The sequence below is a fragment of the Exiguobacterium sp. CH10 genome, from assembly GCF_018617635.1.
Lineage (GTDB): Bacteria > Bacillota > Bacilli > Exiguobacteriales > Exiguobacteriaceae > Exiguobacterium > Exiguobacterium aestuarii_A.
The window spans coordinates 39,021-53,558 of sequence record NZ_JACSKO010000007.1 but is presented as its reverse complement, the minus strand read 5'-3'; the positions used below and the strand labels follow the sequence as shown (position 1 = coordinate 53,558).

Sequence of the window (14,538 nt, the reverse complement as noted above, 5' to 3'; positions counted from 1 at the left end):
GCCAGCGTTCGTCCTGAGCCAGGATCAAACTCTCCAAAGAATTTGATATAGCTCTTAAATTGACGAAGCTTGCGCTTCATTCAAAAATTGTAAAACTTATTTTTGCCTCATCGTTCAGTTTTCAAAGACCAATCGTTGTCGTGTTAGCGACTTTTTAATAATAGCGACTTGACTTGTGAAAGTCAACTACTTTTTATTATTTTTTTTGCTTTCTGATTATCGTTTCGTGAACAACATCAGCGACGTTTATTAATATATCAGCATCCTAAAAAACCGTCAACTGTTTTTCTAAAAAAACTTTATTTTTTTCTATTAACATCACTAAAAGAAAAAAACAGTCGTGGATCAACCCCTGACAAGGAGTAATCCACGACCGCTCGATCGTTAGGATGACTTAGAAGACATCTGCTTTTTTGTTTTCTTCTTTGCTGTTTCTGATGAAGTCGGCTCTGCAACTTGTCCAGTCTGTTGGAAACGATGAAGCATCAATACTTGATAGGCGTTCGCAAACACGAGTGTCGCGAGTGCTGGCCAAAGTAATGGGATTTCATCAGTTGTTTGAAGCGCTGGAATCCATTCGATTAACGTAATCACCGTCATTAAGAAGAGTGTCGGAATGAAAGCACTCATATTCGTTTGTTTCGCCTTACTTGCAGCAACTATCCAAGCAACAATTAATAACACGACCATCTCACCGATATAACGCCACATATGATCGTTCCCAAATGCGAGCATTCGTAAATAAACGGCATCAAAGATTGCAAAAGCAATCAGCAATACTTGAACACGATTCCATAGACGTGGTCCTCTAAACAAGTCGAGACCGACTCGGTGGATGATTAAATAGGCGAAGAAGCCCATCATGCTGATCCCGGTCCATGTACTCGAGTAACTAAGCGCCGTGACAATTGCCTCCCAGGACTGACTGACCAAATAACCCGGGTTCGCCAATAAATTCATCAGGAACCCAAACAACGTCCCAAAAACGAGCGTTGTCCAAAACAAACGTAAAAAACCTTGTACTTTCATCTCTCACCGATTCACCCTTCTATTTGTTGAATGACTGCTTGCGCCAACTCATCATACGTATGCTCAAACGGATGCCCATCACGATACACAGATGGTGCAAAGTCTTCTTCGTTGTCATACGGTTGACCGAGTGGGATTTGAGCGAGGAGTTTACTCTTCAGTGCTTCTGAGAGTTTTTCTCCACCACCATACCCAAATACGTATTCTTTCTCGCCTGTGACCTTACTTTCGAAGTAAGCCATGTTCTCAATGATGCCTAACACTTTATGGTTCGTTTTAATCGCCATTGCTCCTGCACGGGCAGCAACGAAGGCTGCTGTAGCATGAGGTGTCGTCACAATCAACTCTTGACATGATGGGAGCATAGAGTGGATATCGAGCGCGACATCTCCTGTTCCTGGTGGTAAGTCGAGCAATAGATAGTCAAGGTCTCCCCACTCCACATCATTAAAGAAGTTGTTGAGCATCTTCCCGAGCATCGGTCCGCGCCAGATAACAGGTGCATTATCTTCAACGAAGAAGCCCATCGAGATGACTTTTACACCAAATCGCTCAACTGGAATGATTTTTTCTCCACGAACGACCGGACGTTCTTCGATTCCGAGCATATCCGGAACGCTGAAACCGTAAATGTCCGCGTCAATCAATCCAACTTTCTTCCCAGCACGTGCAAGCGCAACCGCTAAGTTGACGGATACTGTCGACTTCCCTACGCCACCTTTACCTGAAGCGATAGCGATAAATGTCGTTCCTGAATTCTCACGAAGGATTGCCGGCTTCGTTGCCTCCTTCAAACTTTCATCGTTCAATGCTTCAAAGCGAAGCCCGACCGTCTTAAAGCCTTTCCCCTTGAGCAATGTGACGATCTCTTGTTGTAACTGAAGCTGTTCCCCGCTCCCTGTTTGTCCGAGTGCCACTTTCACACTGACGTAGTCTTCTTTAATGCGGATGTCTTTGACTCCCGCTGTATCTCCAAGCGTTCGGTTGATCGTTGGATCAACGAGCCCCGCCAATTCCTCGCGTACTTGCTCTACTGTAAGCATATCGCTTCCCCCTTATAACTGTTTCGATATCAGTATATCAAAAAAAGCGTTTTCTTGACGGCTTTGGAATCGACTAATTCAAACAAAAAACTCTCCACCCGAAAGGATGGAGAGTTCGAACCACTTCGCGAAGATTAACGCTTCGAGAATTGTGGTGCGCGACGTGCTGCTTTAAGACCGTATTTTTTACGTTCTTTCATACGAGCGTCACGAGTTAAGAAGCCTTTTTCTTTGAGGCTTGGACGGAATTCTGGGTCCGCTTGAAGAAGCGCACGTGATACGCCGTGGCGAATCGCTCCAGCTTGTCCAGTGTATCCACCACCGTTAACGTTAACGATTACATCGTATTTACCTTCTGTTTCAGTCAATACGAGTGGTGATTTAGCCATCATGATTAAAGTCTCATGACCGAAGTATTCTGAGATATCGCGGCCATTTACAACAACTTTACCGTCACCTGCAACGAGGTGAACGCGAGCCACCGAGTGTTTGCGGCGGCCTGTTCCGTAGTAACGTACATCTGCCATCGTTTAGTTCCTCCCTGTGTCTCGATTAACCGCGAAGTTCGTAAACTTCTGGTTTTTGTGCTTCATGCTTGTGTTCAGTTCCAGCGTAAACGTGGAGTTTGTTGAATTGTTGACGACCGAGTGATCCTTTTGGAAGCATCCCTTTGATCGCGAGTTCAAGCATACGCTCTGGACGTTTTGCGAGAAGCTCTTTTGCAGTTTGTGATTTCAAACCGCCTGGATGACCTGAATGACGGTAGTAGATCTTGTCATTCAATTTGTTACCAGTCAATTTGATTTTCTCAGCGTTGATGATGATGACGTGGTCTCCGCAATCAACGTGTGGTGTGAAAGTCGGCTTGTGCTTACCGCGAAGAAGTGATGCTACTTCACTAGTCAAACGACCGAGTGTTTTGCCTTCTGCGTCGATAAGGAGCCATTTGCGTTCTACTTCAGATGCTTTAGCCATGAATGTTGTGCGCATGTGGAATACCTCCTAAAATGTCTGTTCACTTAATTTTTTTGATGCTTTATCATAATCCTAGTTTACGGGGCTAAGATTGTGGTTCATCTCTAAATGTGAAAATGAAATGCCAATGAATATAATACGATTTTATAGAGGGAATGTCAATCTACTTTTTCATAATTCACATTCCACAAATACAAACCGTGTGGAGGCGCGGTAATCCCCGCCATACGGCGGTCTTTCGCTTCCAGCATTTCGGTGATGTCAGCTGGCTCATATTTGCCTCTCCCTACCTCAATAACCGTCCCCACCATGATACGTACTTGATTATATAAGAAACCAGAACCGACGAAACGGAATACGATCTCATCCCCCATTTCGAACACTTCTGCTTCATAGATCGTACGGACACGGTCCTCGACTTCCGCCTTTGTCACAGAAAATGACGTAAAGTCATGAGTTCCGACTAATCGTTCCATTGCCTCACGCATTCGACCAAGGCTAAGGTCATACGTCACCGTGGTAGCATAGTGCCTTCTGAATGGATCTTCGGTTTTACGGATATGATAGCGATACTCTTTTCGCTTCGCCCCATATCGCGCGTGGAACCCAGTGTCCGCTTCTTCTGCTTGTTTGACGAGGATGTCGTCGGGCAACATCGCGTTCAACGCTTTAACAAAACGCTCCGCGGGCATCTGTAACGAAGTGTCAAAATGAATCACTTGCCCTAAGGCATGGACACGAGCGTCTGTACGACCTGAGGCGACAATTTTGACGGGGTGGCGATGCATTCGTGTTAGAACTGCCTCGATCTCCGCTTGAATCGTATTCCCATTTGGCTGTACTTGATATCCCGCGTAGTGTGTCCCGTCATAGGCAACTGTCAGTTTAATCCGTCTCATCCAATCCCTCTCAATCCAAACAATATGAGTGTTAACGCGACAAAGATCAGCAATACTGCTGTATCACGCGTCTGCCACTCCATCTCACGCAACCTCGTCCGTCCTTCACCCCCACGATACCCACGAGCCTCCATCGCCGTAGCGAGGTCCTCAGCGCGCTTAAACGCCGAGATGAACAATGGAATCAATAAAGGGATGACTCCTTTTAAACGGGACTTCCATGGACCGCTCATCAAATCAACCCCTCGTGCTTGCTGGGCTTTCATGATTCGGTCTGTCTCGTCTGCAAGAGTTGGTAAGAAGCGAAGCGAGATCGATAACATCAAGGCAATCTCATGTGCCGGTACACGAATCCGCTCAAACGGTCGGAGACCTGCTTCAATCGAATCGGTCAATTCCATCGGTGTCGTCGTCAATGTGACGAGTGTCGTTAACATGACGAGATAGAAGAACCGGAGCGAGACAATCAGTCCCATCCGAATCCCTTCTGAGTAAATGGCAATCGGGCCAAATTCAAAAAGGAGTGTCCCGTCACGATTAAATAATAACTGCAAGATCAACGTGAAGACGATCAAGAAGAGAATCATCCGTAACCCATTCCATAAATAACGCCAAGATAGTTGTGATAGTTTCACCGCAAATAATGTGAACGCTAGTAGAAATAAGTTCGTCCATAAGTTATCCGCTAAAAACACGACCGGGATAAATCCTAAAATAAAGAGTGTCTTCGCACGGGCATCGAGTGAATGGAGCCAGGAATGACCCGGTATATATTGACCAATAATCATATGGCTCCCCCTCTCAAATGCTCTGCGATCCAATCCGCTAATTCGGCCTCCGTTCGTACGAGTGGAATGACCGCTTCTCCAAAAGCCGGTGCTAGATCACGGGCGAATCGGAGAACGTGCGGGATATCAAGCTGGAGACGACGTACGAGAGCTTCATCCTGAAACAACTCAAACGGATCGCCATCGAACGCTACCTGTCCACGCTCCATCACGACGACGCGTTCGGCGTAAGTGAGCACGTCATCCATATCGTGAGAAACGAGAATCAGCGTTAGATTCAGCTCTTCTCGTAATCGTTTAAATAATGCCAGCATATCTCGTCGGCCAATCGGATCGAGACCCGCTGTTGGTTCGTCGACGATGAGGACGTCGGGACGGCTCGCTAAGACACCCGCAATCGCGACGCGACGCATTTGCCCCCCGGAAAGGTCGAATGGAGAACGGTCCCATAGTGATTCATCTAAACCGACGAGACGAAGTGCCTCATGGGCACGCTCTTTTGCTTCGGCATCTGTCGCGCCAAAGTTGCGCGGACCGAACATGACGTCGCGTTCGACCGTCTCTTCAAACAATTGGTGCTCAGGATATTGAAAGACGAGCCCAACGCGACGCCGAAGCGGCAAGAGATTTTGTTTTTTATCACGACGCGTTCGAATCGGTGTGACCGTGATATCATCGACCACGACACGTCCATCAGTCGGTCGTAATAAGCCGTTCATATGTTGAACGAGTGTTGATTTCCCAGAGCCCGTATGCCCAAGAAACGCAACAAGCGCTCCCGACGGAATGGTTACATTCACATCGCGCAGCGCGGTTCGTTCAAACGGAGTATTCATTTGATATTGATATGTTACTTCTTCAATGCGTATCGGCATAGATGGTTCACCAACTCCGAATGTTGTAGCATCAGACGATCGAGTGGAATGCCACGTGCCTTCAGTTCGAGTTGCATCCGGACAATGAACGGAACATCCAATTGAATGTCACGAAGCGTATCGGGATGTTGAAACACGTCTTCAGGTGTACCGGTCATCGCAATCTTACCTTTCGATAATGCAATGATACGGTCGGCAAACAACACTTCGTCGAGCTCGTGTGTAATGGCGACAACGGTCATCCCTTCTGAGACGAGTTGTCTTACCGTTTGTAATACCTCTTGTCGCCCAATTGGGTCGAGCATCGAGGTCGCTTCATCGAGCACGAGGACACGCGGGCGCATTGCGAGAGCCGCAGCTATCGCAACGCGCTGCTTTTGTCCACCGGATAACTGATGCGGTTCACGGTCCGCTAGTTCCGATAATCCAACGCGCGCTAGACTGTCATCAATTCGACGAACCATTTCTTGACGTGGAAGTCCCATGTTTTCGAGAGAAAATGCCACATCATCGCGCACGGTCGCCCCGACAAATTGATTGTCGGGATTTTGAAAGACGACCCCGATCCGAGTTCGAACGTCCCACACGTCTGCGGCGTTCGATGGATCGAGTGTCTCGACGCGGACTTCCCCCTGTTCAGGAATAAGAAGTCCGTTCCACAACTTCGTCAGTGTCGACTTACCAGAACCATTATGGCCGACAATCGCAAGCCATTCCCCTTTATATACATCGAGCGACAGGCCGTTAAGTGCCGGCTCAGGCTGTCCAGGGTAATGAAATACGACGTCCCGTACCATAATTTGCGATTCCATAGGTCGACTCCTTTCTGATGTGGAAACAGGGCAATACGTCACCGCATGCCCTGTTGACTGCCTAATGAATTAGACGAGTTCGATGATTACAACTTCTGCACCATCACCGCGGCGTGGGCCGACTTTCATGATGCGCGTGTATCCACCTTGACGTTCAGCGTAGCGTGGAGCCACGTCTTCGAACAATTTTTGGATTGCGTCTTTTTCTCCAGCGTTCTCCTTACGAACGAATGAAGCTACTTGACGACGGGCATGAAGATCGCCACGTTTCCCAAGAGTGATCAATTTTTCAACGACTGGGCGAAGTTCTTTCGCTTTTTGTTCAGTTGTTTGAATGCGCTCGTTGATGATTAGGTCAGTTGCAAGATCACGCAAAAGCGCCTTGCGTTGCGAGCTTGTACGGCCAAGTTTCGAATAAGCCATTACATTTCCCTCCTTCGGTTGAACTTAGTCTTCTTTACGCAAGCCCAAACCGAGTTCGTCCAACTTGTGTTGAACTTCTTCGAGTGATTTACGTCCGAGGTTACGAACTTTCATCATCTCTTCCTCTGATTTGTTTGCGAGTTCTTGAACAGTGTTGATGCCAGCGCGCTTCAAGCAGTTGTACGAACGAACTGAGAGATCGAGTTCTTCAATCGTCATTTCGAGTACTTTTTCTTTTTGGTCTTCTTCTTTCTCGACCATGATTTCTGCGTTGAGAGCCTCATCTGTCAAACCAACGAAGATGTTCAAGTGTTCAGTCAAAATTTTCGCTCCTAATGATACAGCTTCTTCCGGACGAATTGAACCATCTGTCCACACGTCTAATAAAAGCTTATCAAAGCTAGCGTCTTGACCGACACGTGTTTTATCTACTTCGTAGTTCACGCGTTGAATCGGTGTATAGATCGAATCGATTGGAATGACCCCAATCGGCATATCATCACGTTTGTTATCTTCTGCCTGGACGTAACCACGACCACGGCGAGCAGTCAAACGCATGCGAAGCGTCGCATTGTCAGCGAGAGTCGCGATGTGGAGCTCAGGATTCAAGATTTCAACGTCGCTATCATGGGTAATGTCTGCCGCAGTGACAGCACCGGCACTTGAAACGTTAATCTCAAGCGTTTTCTCTTCTTCCGAGTACACTTTGAGTGCTAACTTCTTGAGGTTTAGTACGATTTGAGTAACGTCTTCGACGACACCGTCAATCGTAGAGAACTCGTGAAGCACGCCATCGATTTGAACCGCTGTTACCGCTGCACCTGGGAGCGATGACAATAGAATTCGACGTAGTGAGTTACCGAGAGTAGTGCCATATCCACGTTCAAGCGGTTCTACTACGAATTTACCAAACGTAGCGTCCTCGCTGATTTCGACCGTTTCGATCTTTGGTTTTTCAATCTCGATCATCTGAACCCCTCCTTGAGTATATCCTGCCGTGCAGTTTGAACTGCTAAAGTATAAGCTGTCGTGCTAGGTAAGCCCCTCACACGTTCAAGCGATTATACGCGGCGACGTTTCGGAGGGCGGCAACCGTTGTGCGGAACTGGAGTTACGTCACGGATTGCAGTAACTTCGAGACCAGTAGCTTGGAGCGCACGGATAGCCGCTTCACGTCCAGCACCAGGACCTTTAACGTTAACTTCTACTGTACGCATACCGTTGTCCATTGCAACTTTTGCTGCAGTTTCAGCAGCCATTTGCGCTGCGAACGGAGTCGATTTACGTGATCCTTTAAATCCAAGGTTACCAGAAGTAGCCCATGAGATCGCGTTACCTTGCGTGTCAGTGATTGTAATGATTGTGTTGTTGAATGTAGAACGGATGTGTACCACACCGACTTCAACATGTTTTTTAACTTTACGTTTAGAACGTACGTTTTGCTTACGTTTCGCCATTGTTCAATTCCCTCCTTTACTTCTTCTTGTTCGCTACTGTACGGCGTGGGCCTTTACGAGTACGCGAGTTGTTCTTCGTGTTTTGACCGCGAACAGGGAGACTACGGCGATGACGGATACCGCGGTATGCGCCGATCTCGATCAAACGTTTGATGTTAAGTGAAACTTCACGACGAAGGTCACCTTCAACTTTGATTCCGTCAATTGCTTCACGGATACGGTTGAGTTCATCTTCAGTAAGGTCGCGTGTGCGTGTCTCTTCAGAAACGTTAGCAGCCTTCAAAATTTCTTGTGCTTTTGTTTTACCAATACCATAGATGTATGTGAGCGAAATAACGATACGTTTTTCGCGTGGAATATCTACACCAGCAATACGTGCCATGTGTGCACCTCCTCTGAAATTAACCTTGTTTTTGTTTGTGTTTCGGGTTTTCGCAAATTACCATTACTTTACCCTTACGGCGAATAACTTTACATTTTTCGCAAATCGGTTTTACCGACGGTCTTACTTTCATGAGTATACCCTCCTCCTGGAAAAATCGGAGTTACTTATAACGGTACGTAATCCGCCCGCGAGTCAAGTCGTATGGAGACAACTCAACAGTTACGCGGTCACCTGGAAGGATCCGAATGTAGTGCATCCGAATTTTCCCTGAGACGTGCGCGAGCACCGTGTGGCCGTTTTCTAACTCCACTTTAAACATTGCGTTCGGAAGTGGTTCGACAACAGTGCCTTCCACTTCAATGACATCTTGTTTCGCCATCATTTATTCCCCTTTCTATATGAAGATCTTTAGGAGCACAGACGATCTATTGCCATCTACTGTGAGAGAAGGATCCAAAATGGATCAGTATGAAACAATAGAGCCTCATTCACCGGAATCGAGTTTCGTTAAAATCTCGTATCCATCGTCTGTGATGGCGATGGTGTGCTCAAAGTGGGCGCACATGCTACCGTCCACTGTGACAACTGTCCAGTTATCAGCCAGTGTTCGAACATAGCGTTGACCAGCATTAACCATTGGTTCAATAGCTAACGTCATCCCAGTCTTCAGGCGCGGCCCTTTCCCCGGTGGACCATAGTGTGGAATTTGCGGTTCTTCATGCAAATTTTGTCCAACACCATGACCGACGTATTCGCGGACGACAGAAAAATCGTGTGATTCAACATATGCTTGAATCGCATGTGAAATATCTGTCAATCGCCCTCCAGCCTTGGCGTGCTCCAATCCTTTATACAGACTTTCTTCGGTTACGTCAAGTAGCCGCTGTGTCTCTTCTGAGATTGTTCCCACTGGATAAGTCCAAGCGGAATCTCCATGGTATCCATTATAGTAGGCACCGATGTCGATTGAGATAATATCTCCATCTTTCAATACCCGTTTTCCTGGAATGCCATGAACAAGCTCTTCATTCACCGAAGCGCAAACACTACCGGTAAAACCGTTATAGCCTTTAAACGATGGCGTCGCACCTTGGCTGCGAATGTAATCTTCCGCAATCTGGTCGAGCTCAAGCGTCGTGATTCCTGGTTTTATGTGCTGTTTGAGCACCTGGTGCGTTCGAGCAACAATTTGCCCAGCCTCACGCATAATCGCAATTTCACGAGGCGTCTTCGTGATGATCATTCAGTATCACCGAGTAATGCTTTGACATCGGCATATACGACATCGATTGGACGATCTCCATCCAATGTACGAAGATACCCTTTTTCAGCGTAAAAGTCAATGAGTGGTTTCGATTGCTCGATGTTGACGTCAAGGCGACGGCGAACCGTTTCCTCTTTATCGTCTTCACGTTGCATGAGAGCCGACCCATCCACATCACAGATGCCTTCCACTTTTGGTGGGTTGAAGATCACGTGATATGTCGCACCACATGTTGGGCAGATCCAACGACCTGTCAAACGTGGAACGAGAATTTCCGCATCCACATCGATGTTGACGACGTGGTCAATCTGTTTCCCCAAATCTTTAAGCAAACTTTCGAGTGCCTCTGCTTGAGCAACAGTACGCGGGAATCCATCAAGTAAGAAACCTTTTTCAGTGTCATCTTGGCTAAGACGTTCGCGTACGATTCCGATTGTTACCTCATCCGGTACGAGTTCGCCTTTATCCATGAACGACTTGGCTTCTTTACCGAGTGGCGTTCCGCCTTTGATTGCCGCACGAAACATGTCGCCTGTCGAAATGTGAGGGATTTGGTACTCTTCTACGATTTTAGCAGCTTGAGTCCCTTTCCCAGCACCCGGTAAGCCCATGAGTACTAGATTCATCTCGGTTAGCCTCCAGTTTTGATTTTCACGAAGGGCTTGTAAACACGACAGGAAGGAAGGGTCAACCCTTCCTTCCGCTTTAACGGATAAAGCCTTTATAGTGTCGTTTTACAAGTTGACTCTCGATCTGTTTCATCGTTTCGAGGGCTACCCCGATGACGATCAATAAGCTCGTTCCTCCGATTTGAACGGAAGTTGGAAGACCGGCAAGCTTAATGAAGATTGTCGGCATGATCGCCACGAGCGATAAGAAAATCGCTCCGAAGAAAGTCAATCGATACAGCAACTTCGTGATGTACTGTTCTGTTTGCGCCCCAGGACGAATCCCAGGAATATAACCACCTTGCTTCTGCAGGTTTTCTGCCATCTGCTCTGGGTTGACCTGAACAAATGTATAGAAGTAAGAGAACGCAATGATTAACGCAACGTAAATCGACATTCCGATTGGCGCCGTCGTGTCAAAGTACGTCTGTAATTTTTGCGTTGTCTCTGGAGAAGCAATGAAGCTTGCAACAGTTGGTGGTGTTACCATGAAGGAAATCGCGAAGATTACCGGGATAACACCTGCAGCGTTTAGCTTGATCGGCAAGTGCGTCGACTGACCGCCCACTGGGGTACGGTTTGCCGTGCGTTTTGCATATTGGATTGGAATTTTGCGTGCCGCTTGTTGAACATAAATGATTCCAACCGTCACAGCCAAAATGACAAGGGCCAATACAACCAAGTAAACGATGTTAATGAACAATGCATCTCCAGCGTTTTGGAGTTTTGTTTCATAAATCTGCGTAAAGATTCTTGGGAACCCAGCGACGATACCAGCGAAGATAATGATGGAAATACCATTCCCAACACCTTTCTCCGTTGTCATCTCACCAAGGAACATCAAGAACGCTGTACCCGCAGTGAGTACAATCGCGATCACAAAGTAAGTTGCCGTTCCCCATGTTTCATTGACGAGACCTGGGTAGAGGCGGTTAAATCCAAACGACAATGAAGTCGCTTGGACAAAGCCTAAGATGATCGTCCCATAGCGCGTGACCGTCGCTAACTTTTTACGGCCCGCCTCTCCTTGTTTTGCCCATTCGGCAAACTTTGGAACGACGTCCATTTGTAAAAGTTGCACAACGATCGATGCCGTAATGTACGGCATGATCCCCATTGCGAACAAGGAGAAGTTCTGTAAAGCATTTCCTCCAAACAAGTTCAAGAAGTCAAGAAGACCTCCTGAGTCAAAACGCAACACATCCGTATTCACCATCGGCACCGGGATATGAGCCCCGATGCGGAAAATGATGATGATTGCGAGTGTGAAGAGAATACGCTGTCGAATATCTTTCACGCGCCACATATTGGAGATCGTCTGAAACATCAGATCACCTCAACTGTACCGCCAGCTGCTTCGATTGCTTCTTTCGCTGCACCCGAGAACTTGTTGGCTTTTACAGTCAATTTAGTTTCAAGCTTGCCGTTAGCAAGGACCTTGATTCCGTCTTTAGCAGAGCTGACTACACCAGTCTCGATTAAGAGTTCTGGAGTAACTTCAGTACCTGCTTCGAAACGGTTAAGCGTGTCTAGGGAAACAACCGCGTACTCTTTACGAGTTGGGTTGTTGAAACCGCGTTTTGGAAGACGACGGTAAAGTGGGTTTTGTCCACCTTCGAATCCTGGACGAACGCCACCGCCCGAACGAGCTTTTTGACCTTTGTGTCCACGGCCAGAAGTTTTACCGTTACCAGTCGCCATACCGCGACCGACACGGTTACGTTCGTGACGTGAACCTGGAGTTGGCTTCAATTCATGGAGTTTCATAGTGGCACCTCCTTATTTATTAAAATCTTTATTATTCGTTGATTTCTTTTACAGTCACAAGGTGCGACACTTTATTGATCATACCGCGCATCGCGACGTTGTCTGGGACAACGACCGTTTGATGCATTTTGCGAAGACCGAGTGTACGTACAGTAACACGCTGACCTTCCGGACGACCAATTGTGCTGCGTGTGAGGGTGATTGCGAGTTTCGCCATGTCTAGTTCCCTCCCTTAGTTAAGAAGTTCTTCTACGCTTTTACCACGTAGTTTAGCAACTTCCTCTGCTTTTTTGAGCTCAGTCAAGCCCTGTACCGTCGCACGGACGATGTTGATCGGTGTGTTTGAACCTAACGATTTCGAAAGGATGTCACCTACACCTGCAAGTTCGAGCACCGCACGAACTGGACCACCAGCGATAACCCCAGTACCTTCAGAAGCTGGTTTCATGAATACACGACCTGCTCCGAATACTCCTGTGATTTCGTGTGGAATTGTTGTACCAACCATAGGTACTTGTACCATGTTTTTCTTAGCGGCTTCAATAGCCTTGCGAATCGCTTCTGGCACCTCTTGTGCCTTACCTGTACCGAAACCGACGTGACCATTTTTGTCACCTACGACTACGAGAGCAGCAAAACGGAAGCGGCGGCCACCTTTTACGACTTTCGCGACGCGGTTTACGGTAACAACGCGTTCTTCAAGTTGTTCCATGTTAACGTCTAACTGGCGCATCGAGTGTCCCCTCCTTTTTATTAGAATTTAAGACCTGCTTCACGAGCTGCTTCTGCAACAGCTTTGACGCGGCCATGATAGAGGTATCCACCACGGTCGAACACAACTGTGTCGATACCTTTCTCGAGTGCACGTTCTGCAGCAAGTTTACCAACAGCTTTCGCTGCTTCAACGTTACCGCCATTTGTAAGATCGAGAGCTTTATCTTTCGAAGATGCAGACACAAGCGTTGTTTGTGCTGCGTCATCGATAAGTTGAACGTAAATGTGCTTGCTCGAACGGAATACGTTCAAACGTGGACGAGCTGCTGTCCCCGAGATCGTACGACGTACGCGAGCATGACGTTTTTTACGAACTGCATTTTTATCTGCCTTTGTGATCATTTATGCCACTCCTTTCCGTTCATTTCGTGACGAATTACTTACCAGTCTTACCTTCTTTACGGCGAATACGTTCATCAGAGTAACGAACACCTTTACCTTTGTAAGGTTCTGGAGCACGGTACGAGCGGATTTGAGCAGCAACGTGACCGACGCGCTCTTTGTTAATCCCTTTTACGATGATTTGCGTGTTTGAAGGAACTTCGATTTCGATACCTTCCTCAGCAACGTACTCGATTGGGTGCGAGTAGCCGAGGTTGAGGACGAGTTTGTTACCTTGCTTCGTAGCACGGTAACCAACCCCCGAGATCTCAAGTGTTTTTTGGAATCCGTTCGACACACCTTGTACCATGTTGGCAATAAGGGCACGTGTCGTACCGTGAATTGTGCGGCTTTCTTTCGATTCGTCTGGACGAACAACCGTCAATTCGTTCTCTTCAACTTTGATTTCCAATGCCGGGTTAGCTGAAAGCGAAAGTTCACCTTTAGCACCTTTTACTGTGACCGTGTTGTCATTAGCAACTGTTACAGTAACGCCAGCAGGAATCGTAACTGGTTTTTTACCAATACGTGACATTGATTACACCTCCGTTCTTGTTAGAAAAGTGACTTACCAGATGTAGGCGATCACTTCGCCGCCGACTTGTTGTTGGCGAGCTTCTTTATCAGTCATAAGACCTTTAGATGTCGAAAGAACTGCGATTCCGAGTCCTCCGAGTACTTTAGGCACTTCATCAGCTTTTGCGTATACGCGAAGACCTGGTTTCGAAATACGTTTGAGACCAGTGATTACACGTTCGTTGCTTGCTCCATATTTAAGGAAAAGACGAAGTGTACCTTGTTTAGCGTCCTCGATATATTCAACATCGCGAATGAAACCTTCACGCTTAAGGATTTCAGCGATCTCACGTTTAATGTTCGAAGCTGGAAGCTCCATTTTTTCATGGCGAACCATGTTAGCGTTACGGATACGTGTAAGCATATCTGCAATAGGGTCTGTCATTACCATGCGATGTACCTCCTTTCACACTGTTAGTGGA

Annotated in this window: 23 protein-coding genes; all 23 read right to left on the bottom strand. The window is 47.1% G+C overall.

Going from position 1 to position 14,538, the window contains the following annotated elements:
* Positions 1–384 precede the first annotated feature (384 nt).
* The 23 genes from KNP04_RS14670 to rpsH all read right to left on the bottom strand — a co-directional run bounded on the left by KNP04_RS14670 (position 385) and on the right by rpsH (position 14,507).
* Positions 385–1,029 carry a KinB-signaling pathway activation protein gene (locus KNP04_RS14670; protein ID WP_214876987.1) on the bottom strand — a complete coding sequence of 215 codons (645 nt, stop codon included), beginning with the start codon at positions 1,027–1,029 and terminating at the stop codon, positions 385–387.
* Positions 1,030–1,040: 11 nt separating this feature from the next.
* The gene (locus KNP04_RS14665) at positions 1,041–2,072 is read right to left on the bottom strand and encodes a P-loop NTPase (protein WP_074032486.1); all 1,032 of its coding nucleotides are present in this window, start codon (positions 2,070–2,072) and stop codon (positions 1,041–1,043) included.
* A 134-nt stretch (positions 2,073–2,206) separates the two neighbouring features.
* On the bottom strand, positions 2,207–2,599 hold the full coding sequence (rpsI, locus tag KNP04_RS14660) for a 30S ribosomal protein S9 (protein WP_012727644.1): 393 nt from the start codon (positions 2,597–2,599) through the stop codon (positions 2,207–2,209).
* A 25-nt stretch (positions 2,600–2,624) separates the two neighbouring features.
* Positions 2,625–3,062: a 50S ribosomal protein L13 gene (rplM, locus tag KNP04_RS14655; RefSeq protein WP_026824852.1), complete on the bottom strand. Its 438-nt coding sequence runs from the start codon at positions 3,060–3,062 to the stop codon at positions 2,625–2,627.
* Positions 3,063–3,205: 143 nt separating this feature from the next.
* Entirely contained in the window at positions 3,206–3,946 is a 741-nt protein-coding gene (gene truA, locus KNP04_RS14650; RefSeq protein ID WP_214876985.1) for a tRNA pseudouridine(38-40) synthase TruA, read from the bottom strand.
* Positions 3,943–4,734, bottom strand: a complete 792-nt coding sequence (locus KNP04_RS14645) for an energy-coupling factor transporter transmembrane component T family protein (protein ID WP_214876983.1) — start codon at positions 4,732–4,734, stop codon at positions 3,943–3,945. Before KNP04_RS14645 ends, truA begins: the two co-directional genes overlap by 4 nt.
* On the bottom strand, positions 4,731–5,609 hold the full coding sequence (locus KNP04_RS14640) for an energy-coupling factor transporter ATPase (RefSeq protein WP_214876981.1): 879 nt from the start codon (positions 5,607–5,609) through the stop codon (positions 4,731–4,733). The genes KNP04_RS14645 and KNP04_RS14640 overlap by 4 nt, the downstream gene beginning before the upstream one ends.
* Entirely contained in the window at positions 5,585–6,421 is an 837-nt protein-coding gene (locus KNP04_RS14635; RefSeq protein WP_214876979.1) for an energy-coupling factor transporter ATPase, read from the bottom strand. Before KNP04_RS14635 ends, KNP04_RS14640 begins: the two co-directional genes overlap by 25 nt.
* Positions 6,422–6,490: 69 nt before the next feature.
* Positions 6,491–6,844 (bottom strand): 50S ribosomal protein L17, encoded by a 354-nt coding sequence (rplQ, locus tag KNP04_RS14630; RefSeq protein WP_012727650.1) that lies wholly within the window; start codon positions 6,842–6,844, stop codon positions 6,491–6,493.
* A 24-nt stretch (positions 6,845–6,868) separates the two neighbouring features.
* The gene (locus KNP04_RS14625) at positions 6,869–7,813 is read right to left on the bottom strand and encodes a DNA-directed RNA polymerase subunit alpha (protein WP_012727651.1); all 945 of its coding nucleotides are present in this window, start codon (positions 7,811–7,813) and stop codon (positions 6,869–6,871) included.
* A gap of 92 nt (positions 7,814–7,905) precedes the next feature.
* Entirely contained in the window at positions 7,906–8,301 is a 396-nt protein-coding gene (rpsK, locus tag KNP04_RS14620) for a 30S ribosomal protein S11 (protein WP_012727652.1), read from the bottom strand.
* Positions 8,302–8,317: 16 nt separating this feature from the next.
* Positions 8,318–8,683 carry a 30S ribosomal protein S13 gene (rpsM, locus tag KNP04_RS14615; protein ID WP_012727653.1) on the bottom strand — a complete coding sequence of 122 codons (366 nt, stop codon included), beginning with the start codon at positions 8,681–8,683 and terminating at the stop codon, positions 8,318–8,320.
* A 19-nt stretch (positions 8,684–8,702) separates the two neighbouring features.
* Positions 8,703–8,816 (bottom strand): 50S ribosomal protein L36, encoded by a 114-nt coding sequence (gene rpmJ / locus KNP04_RS14610; RefSeq protein WP_003156543.1) that lies wholly within the window; start codon positions 8,814–8,816, stop codon positions 8,703–8,705.
* 30 nt (positions 8,817–8,846) lie between these two features.
* Entirely contained in the window at positions 8,847–9,065 is a 219-nt protein-coding gene (gene infA, locus KNP04_RS14605) for a translation initiation factor IF-1 (protein WP_021066622.1), read from the bottom strand.
* 105 nt (positions 9,066–9,170) lie between these two features.
* On the bottom strand, positions 9,171–9,929 hold the full coding sequence (map, locus tag KNP04_RS14600; RefSeq protein ID WP_074032461.1) for a type I methionyl aminopeptidase: 759 nt from the start codon (positions 9,927–9,929) through the stop codon (positions 9,171–9,173).
* Positions 9,926–10,576, bottom strand: a complete 651-nt coding sequence (locus KNP04_RS14595) for an adenylate kinase (RefSeq protein WP_012727656.1) — start codon at positions 10,574–10,576, stop codon at positions 9,926–9,928. Before KNP04_RS14595 ends, map begins: the two co-directional genes overlap by 4 nt.
* Positions 10,577–10,655: 79 nt before the next feature.
* Entirely contained in the window at positions 10,656–11,945 is a 1,290-nt protein-coding gene (gene secY, locus KNP04_RS14590) for a preprotein translocase subunit SecY (RefSeq protein ID WP_214697130.1), read from the bottom strand.
* Positions 11,945–12,385, bottom strand: coding sequence for a 50S ribosomal protein L15 (gene rplO, locus KNP04_RS14585; protein WP_012727658.1), 441 nt, complete (start codon positions 12,383–12,385; stop codon positions 11,945–11,947). The genes secY and rplO overlap by 1 nt, the downstream gene beginning before the upstream one ends.
* 31 nt (positions 12,386–12,416) lie before the next feature.
* Positions 12,417–12,602 carry a 50S ribosomal protein L30 gene (gene rpmD, locus KNP04_RS14580; RefSeq protein ID WP_012727659.1) on the bottom strand — a complete coding sequence of 62 codons (186 nt, stop codon included), beginning with the start codon at positions 12,600–12,602 and terminating at the stop codon, positions 12,417–12,419.
* 15 nt (positions 12,603–12,617) lie between these two features.
* On the bottom strand, positions 12,618–13,118 hold the full coding sequence (gene rpsE, locus KNP04_RS14575; protein WP_012727660.1) for a 30S ribosomal protein S5: 501 nt from the start codon (positions 13,116–13,118) through the stop codon (positions 12,618–12,620).
* A 20-nt stretch (positions 13,119–13,138) separates the two neighbouring features.
* The gene (gene rplR, locus KNP04_RS14570; protein WP_074032453.1) at positions 13,139–13,501 is read right to left on the bottom strand and encodes a 50S ribosomal protein L18; all 363 of its coding nucleotides are present in this window, start codon (positions 13,499–13,501) and stop codon (positions 13,139–13,141) included.
* Between the two features lie 34 nt (positions 13,502–13,535).
* Positions 13,536–14,075, bottom strand: a complete 540-nt coding sequence (gene rplF, locus KNP04_RS14565) for a 50S ribosomal protein L6 (protein WP_012727662.1) — start codon at positions 14,073–14,075, stop codon at positions 13,536–13,538.
* 33 nt (positions 14,076–14,108) lie between these two features.
* Complete coding sequence (gene rpsH, locus KNP04_RS14560) at positions 14,109–14,507, bottom strand: 30S ribosomal protein S8 (RefSeq protein ID WP_012727663.1); 399 nt, start codon at positions 14,505–14,507, stop codon at positions 14,109–14,111.
* Positions 14,508–14,538 lie beyond the last annotated feature (31 nt).

What these genes read in the sequence shown, in the direction of transcription:
- KNP04_RS14670 (WP_214876987.1), bottom strand. Translation starts at nt 1,029, where the DNA reads ATGAAAGTACAAGGTTTTTTACGTTTGTTTTGGACAACGCTCGTTTTT.
- KNP04_RS14665 (WP_074032486.1), bottom strand. Translation starts at nt 2,072, where the DNA reads ATGCTTACAGTAGAGCAAGTACGCGAGGAATTGGCGGGGCTCGTTGAT.
- rpsI (WP_012727644.1), bottom strand. Translation starts at nt 2,599, where the DNA reads ATGGCAGATGTACGTTACTACGGAACAGGCCGCCGCAAACACTCGGTG.
- rplM (WP_026824852.1), bottom strand. Translation starts at nt 3,062, where the DNA reads ATGCGCACAACATTCATGGCTAAAGCATCTGAAGTAGAACGCAAATGG.
- truA (WP_214876985.1), bottom strand. Translation starts at nt 3,946, where the DNA reads ATGAGACGGATTAAACTGACAGTTGCCTATGACGGGACACACTACGCG.
- KNP04_RS14645 (WP_214876983.1), bottom strand. Translation starts at nt 4,734, where the DNA reads ATGATTATTGGTCAATATATACCGGGTCATTCCTGGCTCCATTCACTC.
- KNP04_RS14640 (WP_214876981.1), bottom strand. Translation starts at nt 5,609, where the DNA reads ATGCCGATACGCATTGAAGAAGTAACATATCAATATCAAATGAATACT.
- KNP04_RS14635 (WP_214876979.1), bottom strand. Translation starts at nt 6,421, where the DNA reads ATGGAATCGCAAATTATGGTACGGGACGTCGTATTTCATTACCCTGGA.
- rplQ (WP_012727650.1), bottom strand. Translation starts at nt 6,844, where the DNA reads ATGGCTTATTCGAAACTTGGCCGTACAAGCTCGCAACGCAAGGCGCTT.
- KNP04_RS14625 (WP_012727651.1), bottom strand. Translation starts at nt 7,813, where the DNA reads ATGATCGAGATTGAAAAACCAAAGATCGAAACGGTCGAAATCAGCGAG.
- rpsK (WP_012727652.1), bottom strand. Translation starts at nt 8,301, where the DNA reads ATGGCGAAACGTAAGCAAAACGTACGTTCTAAACGTAAAGTTAAAAAA.
- rpsM (WP_012727653.1), bottom strand. Translation starts at nt 8,683, where the DNA reads ATGGCACGTATTGCTGGTGTAGATATTCCACGCGAAAAACGTATCGTT.
- rpmJ (WP_003156543.1), bottom strand. Translation starts at nt 8,816, where the DNA reads ATGAAAGTAAGACCGTCGGTAAAACCGATTTGCGAAAAATGTAAAGTT.
- infA (WP_021066622.1), bottom strand. Translation starts at nt 9,065, where the DNA reads ATGGCGAAACAAGATGTCATTGAAGTGGAAGGCACTGTTGTCGAACCA.
- map (WP_074032461.1), bottom strand. Translation starts at nt 9,929, where the DNA reads ATGATCATCACGAAGACGCCTCGTGAAATTGCGATTATGCGTGAGGCT.
- KNP04_RS14595 (WP_012727656.1), bottom strand. Translation starts at nt 10,576, where the DNA reads ATGAATCTAGTACTCATGGGCTTACCGGGTGCTGGGAAAGGGACTCAA.
- secY (WP_214697130.1), bottom strand. Translation starts at nt 11,945, where the DNA reads ATGTTTCAGACGATCTCCAATATGTGGCGCGTGAAAGATATTCGACAG.
- rplO (WP_012727658.1), bottom strand. Translation starts at nt 12,385, where the DNA reads ATGAAACTCCATGAATTGAAGCCAACTCCAGGTTCACGTCACGAACGT.
- rpmD (WP_012727659.1), bottom strand. Translation starts at nt 12,602, where the DNA reads ATGGCGAAACTCGCAATCACCCTCACACGCAGCACAATTGGTCGTCCG.
- rpsE (WP_012727660.1), bottom strand. Translation starts at nt 13,118, where the DNA reads ATGCGCCAGTTAGACGTTAACATGGAACAACTTGAAGAACGCGTTGTT.
- rplR (WP_074032453.1), bottom strand. Translation starts at nt 13,501, where the DNA reads ATGATCACAAAGGCAGATAAAAATGCAGTTCGTAAAAAACGTCATGCT.
- rplF (WP_012727662.1), bottom strand. Translation starts at nt 14,075, where the DNA reads ATGTCACGTATTGGTAAAAAACCAGTTACGATTCCTGCTGGCGTTACT.
- rpsH (WP_012727663.1), bottom strand. Translation starts at nt 14,507, where the DNA reads ATGGTAATGACAGACCCTATTGCAGATATGCTTACACGTATCCGTAAC.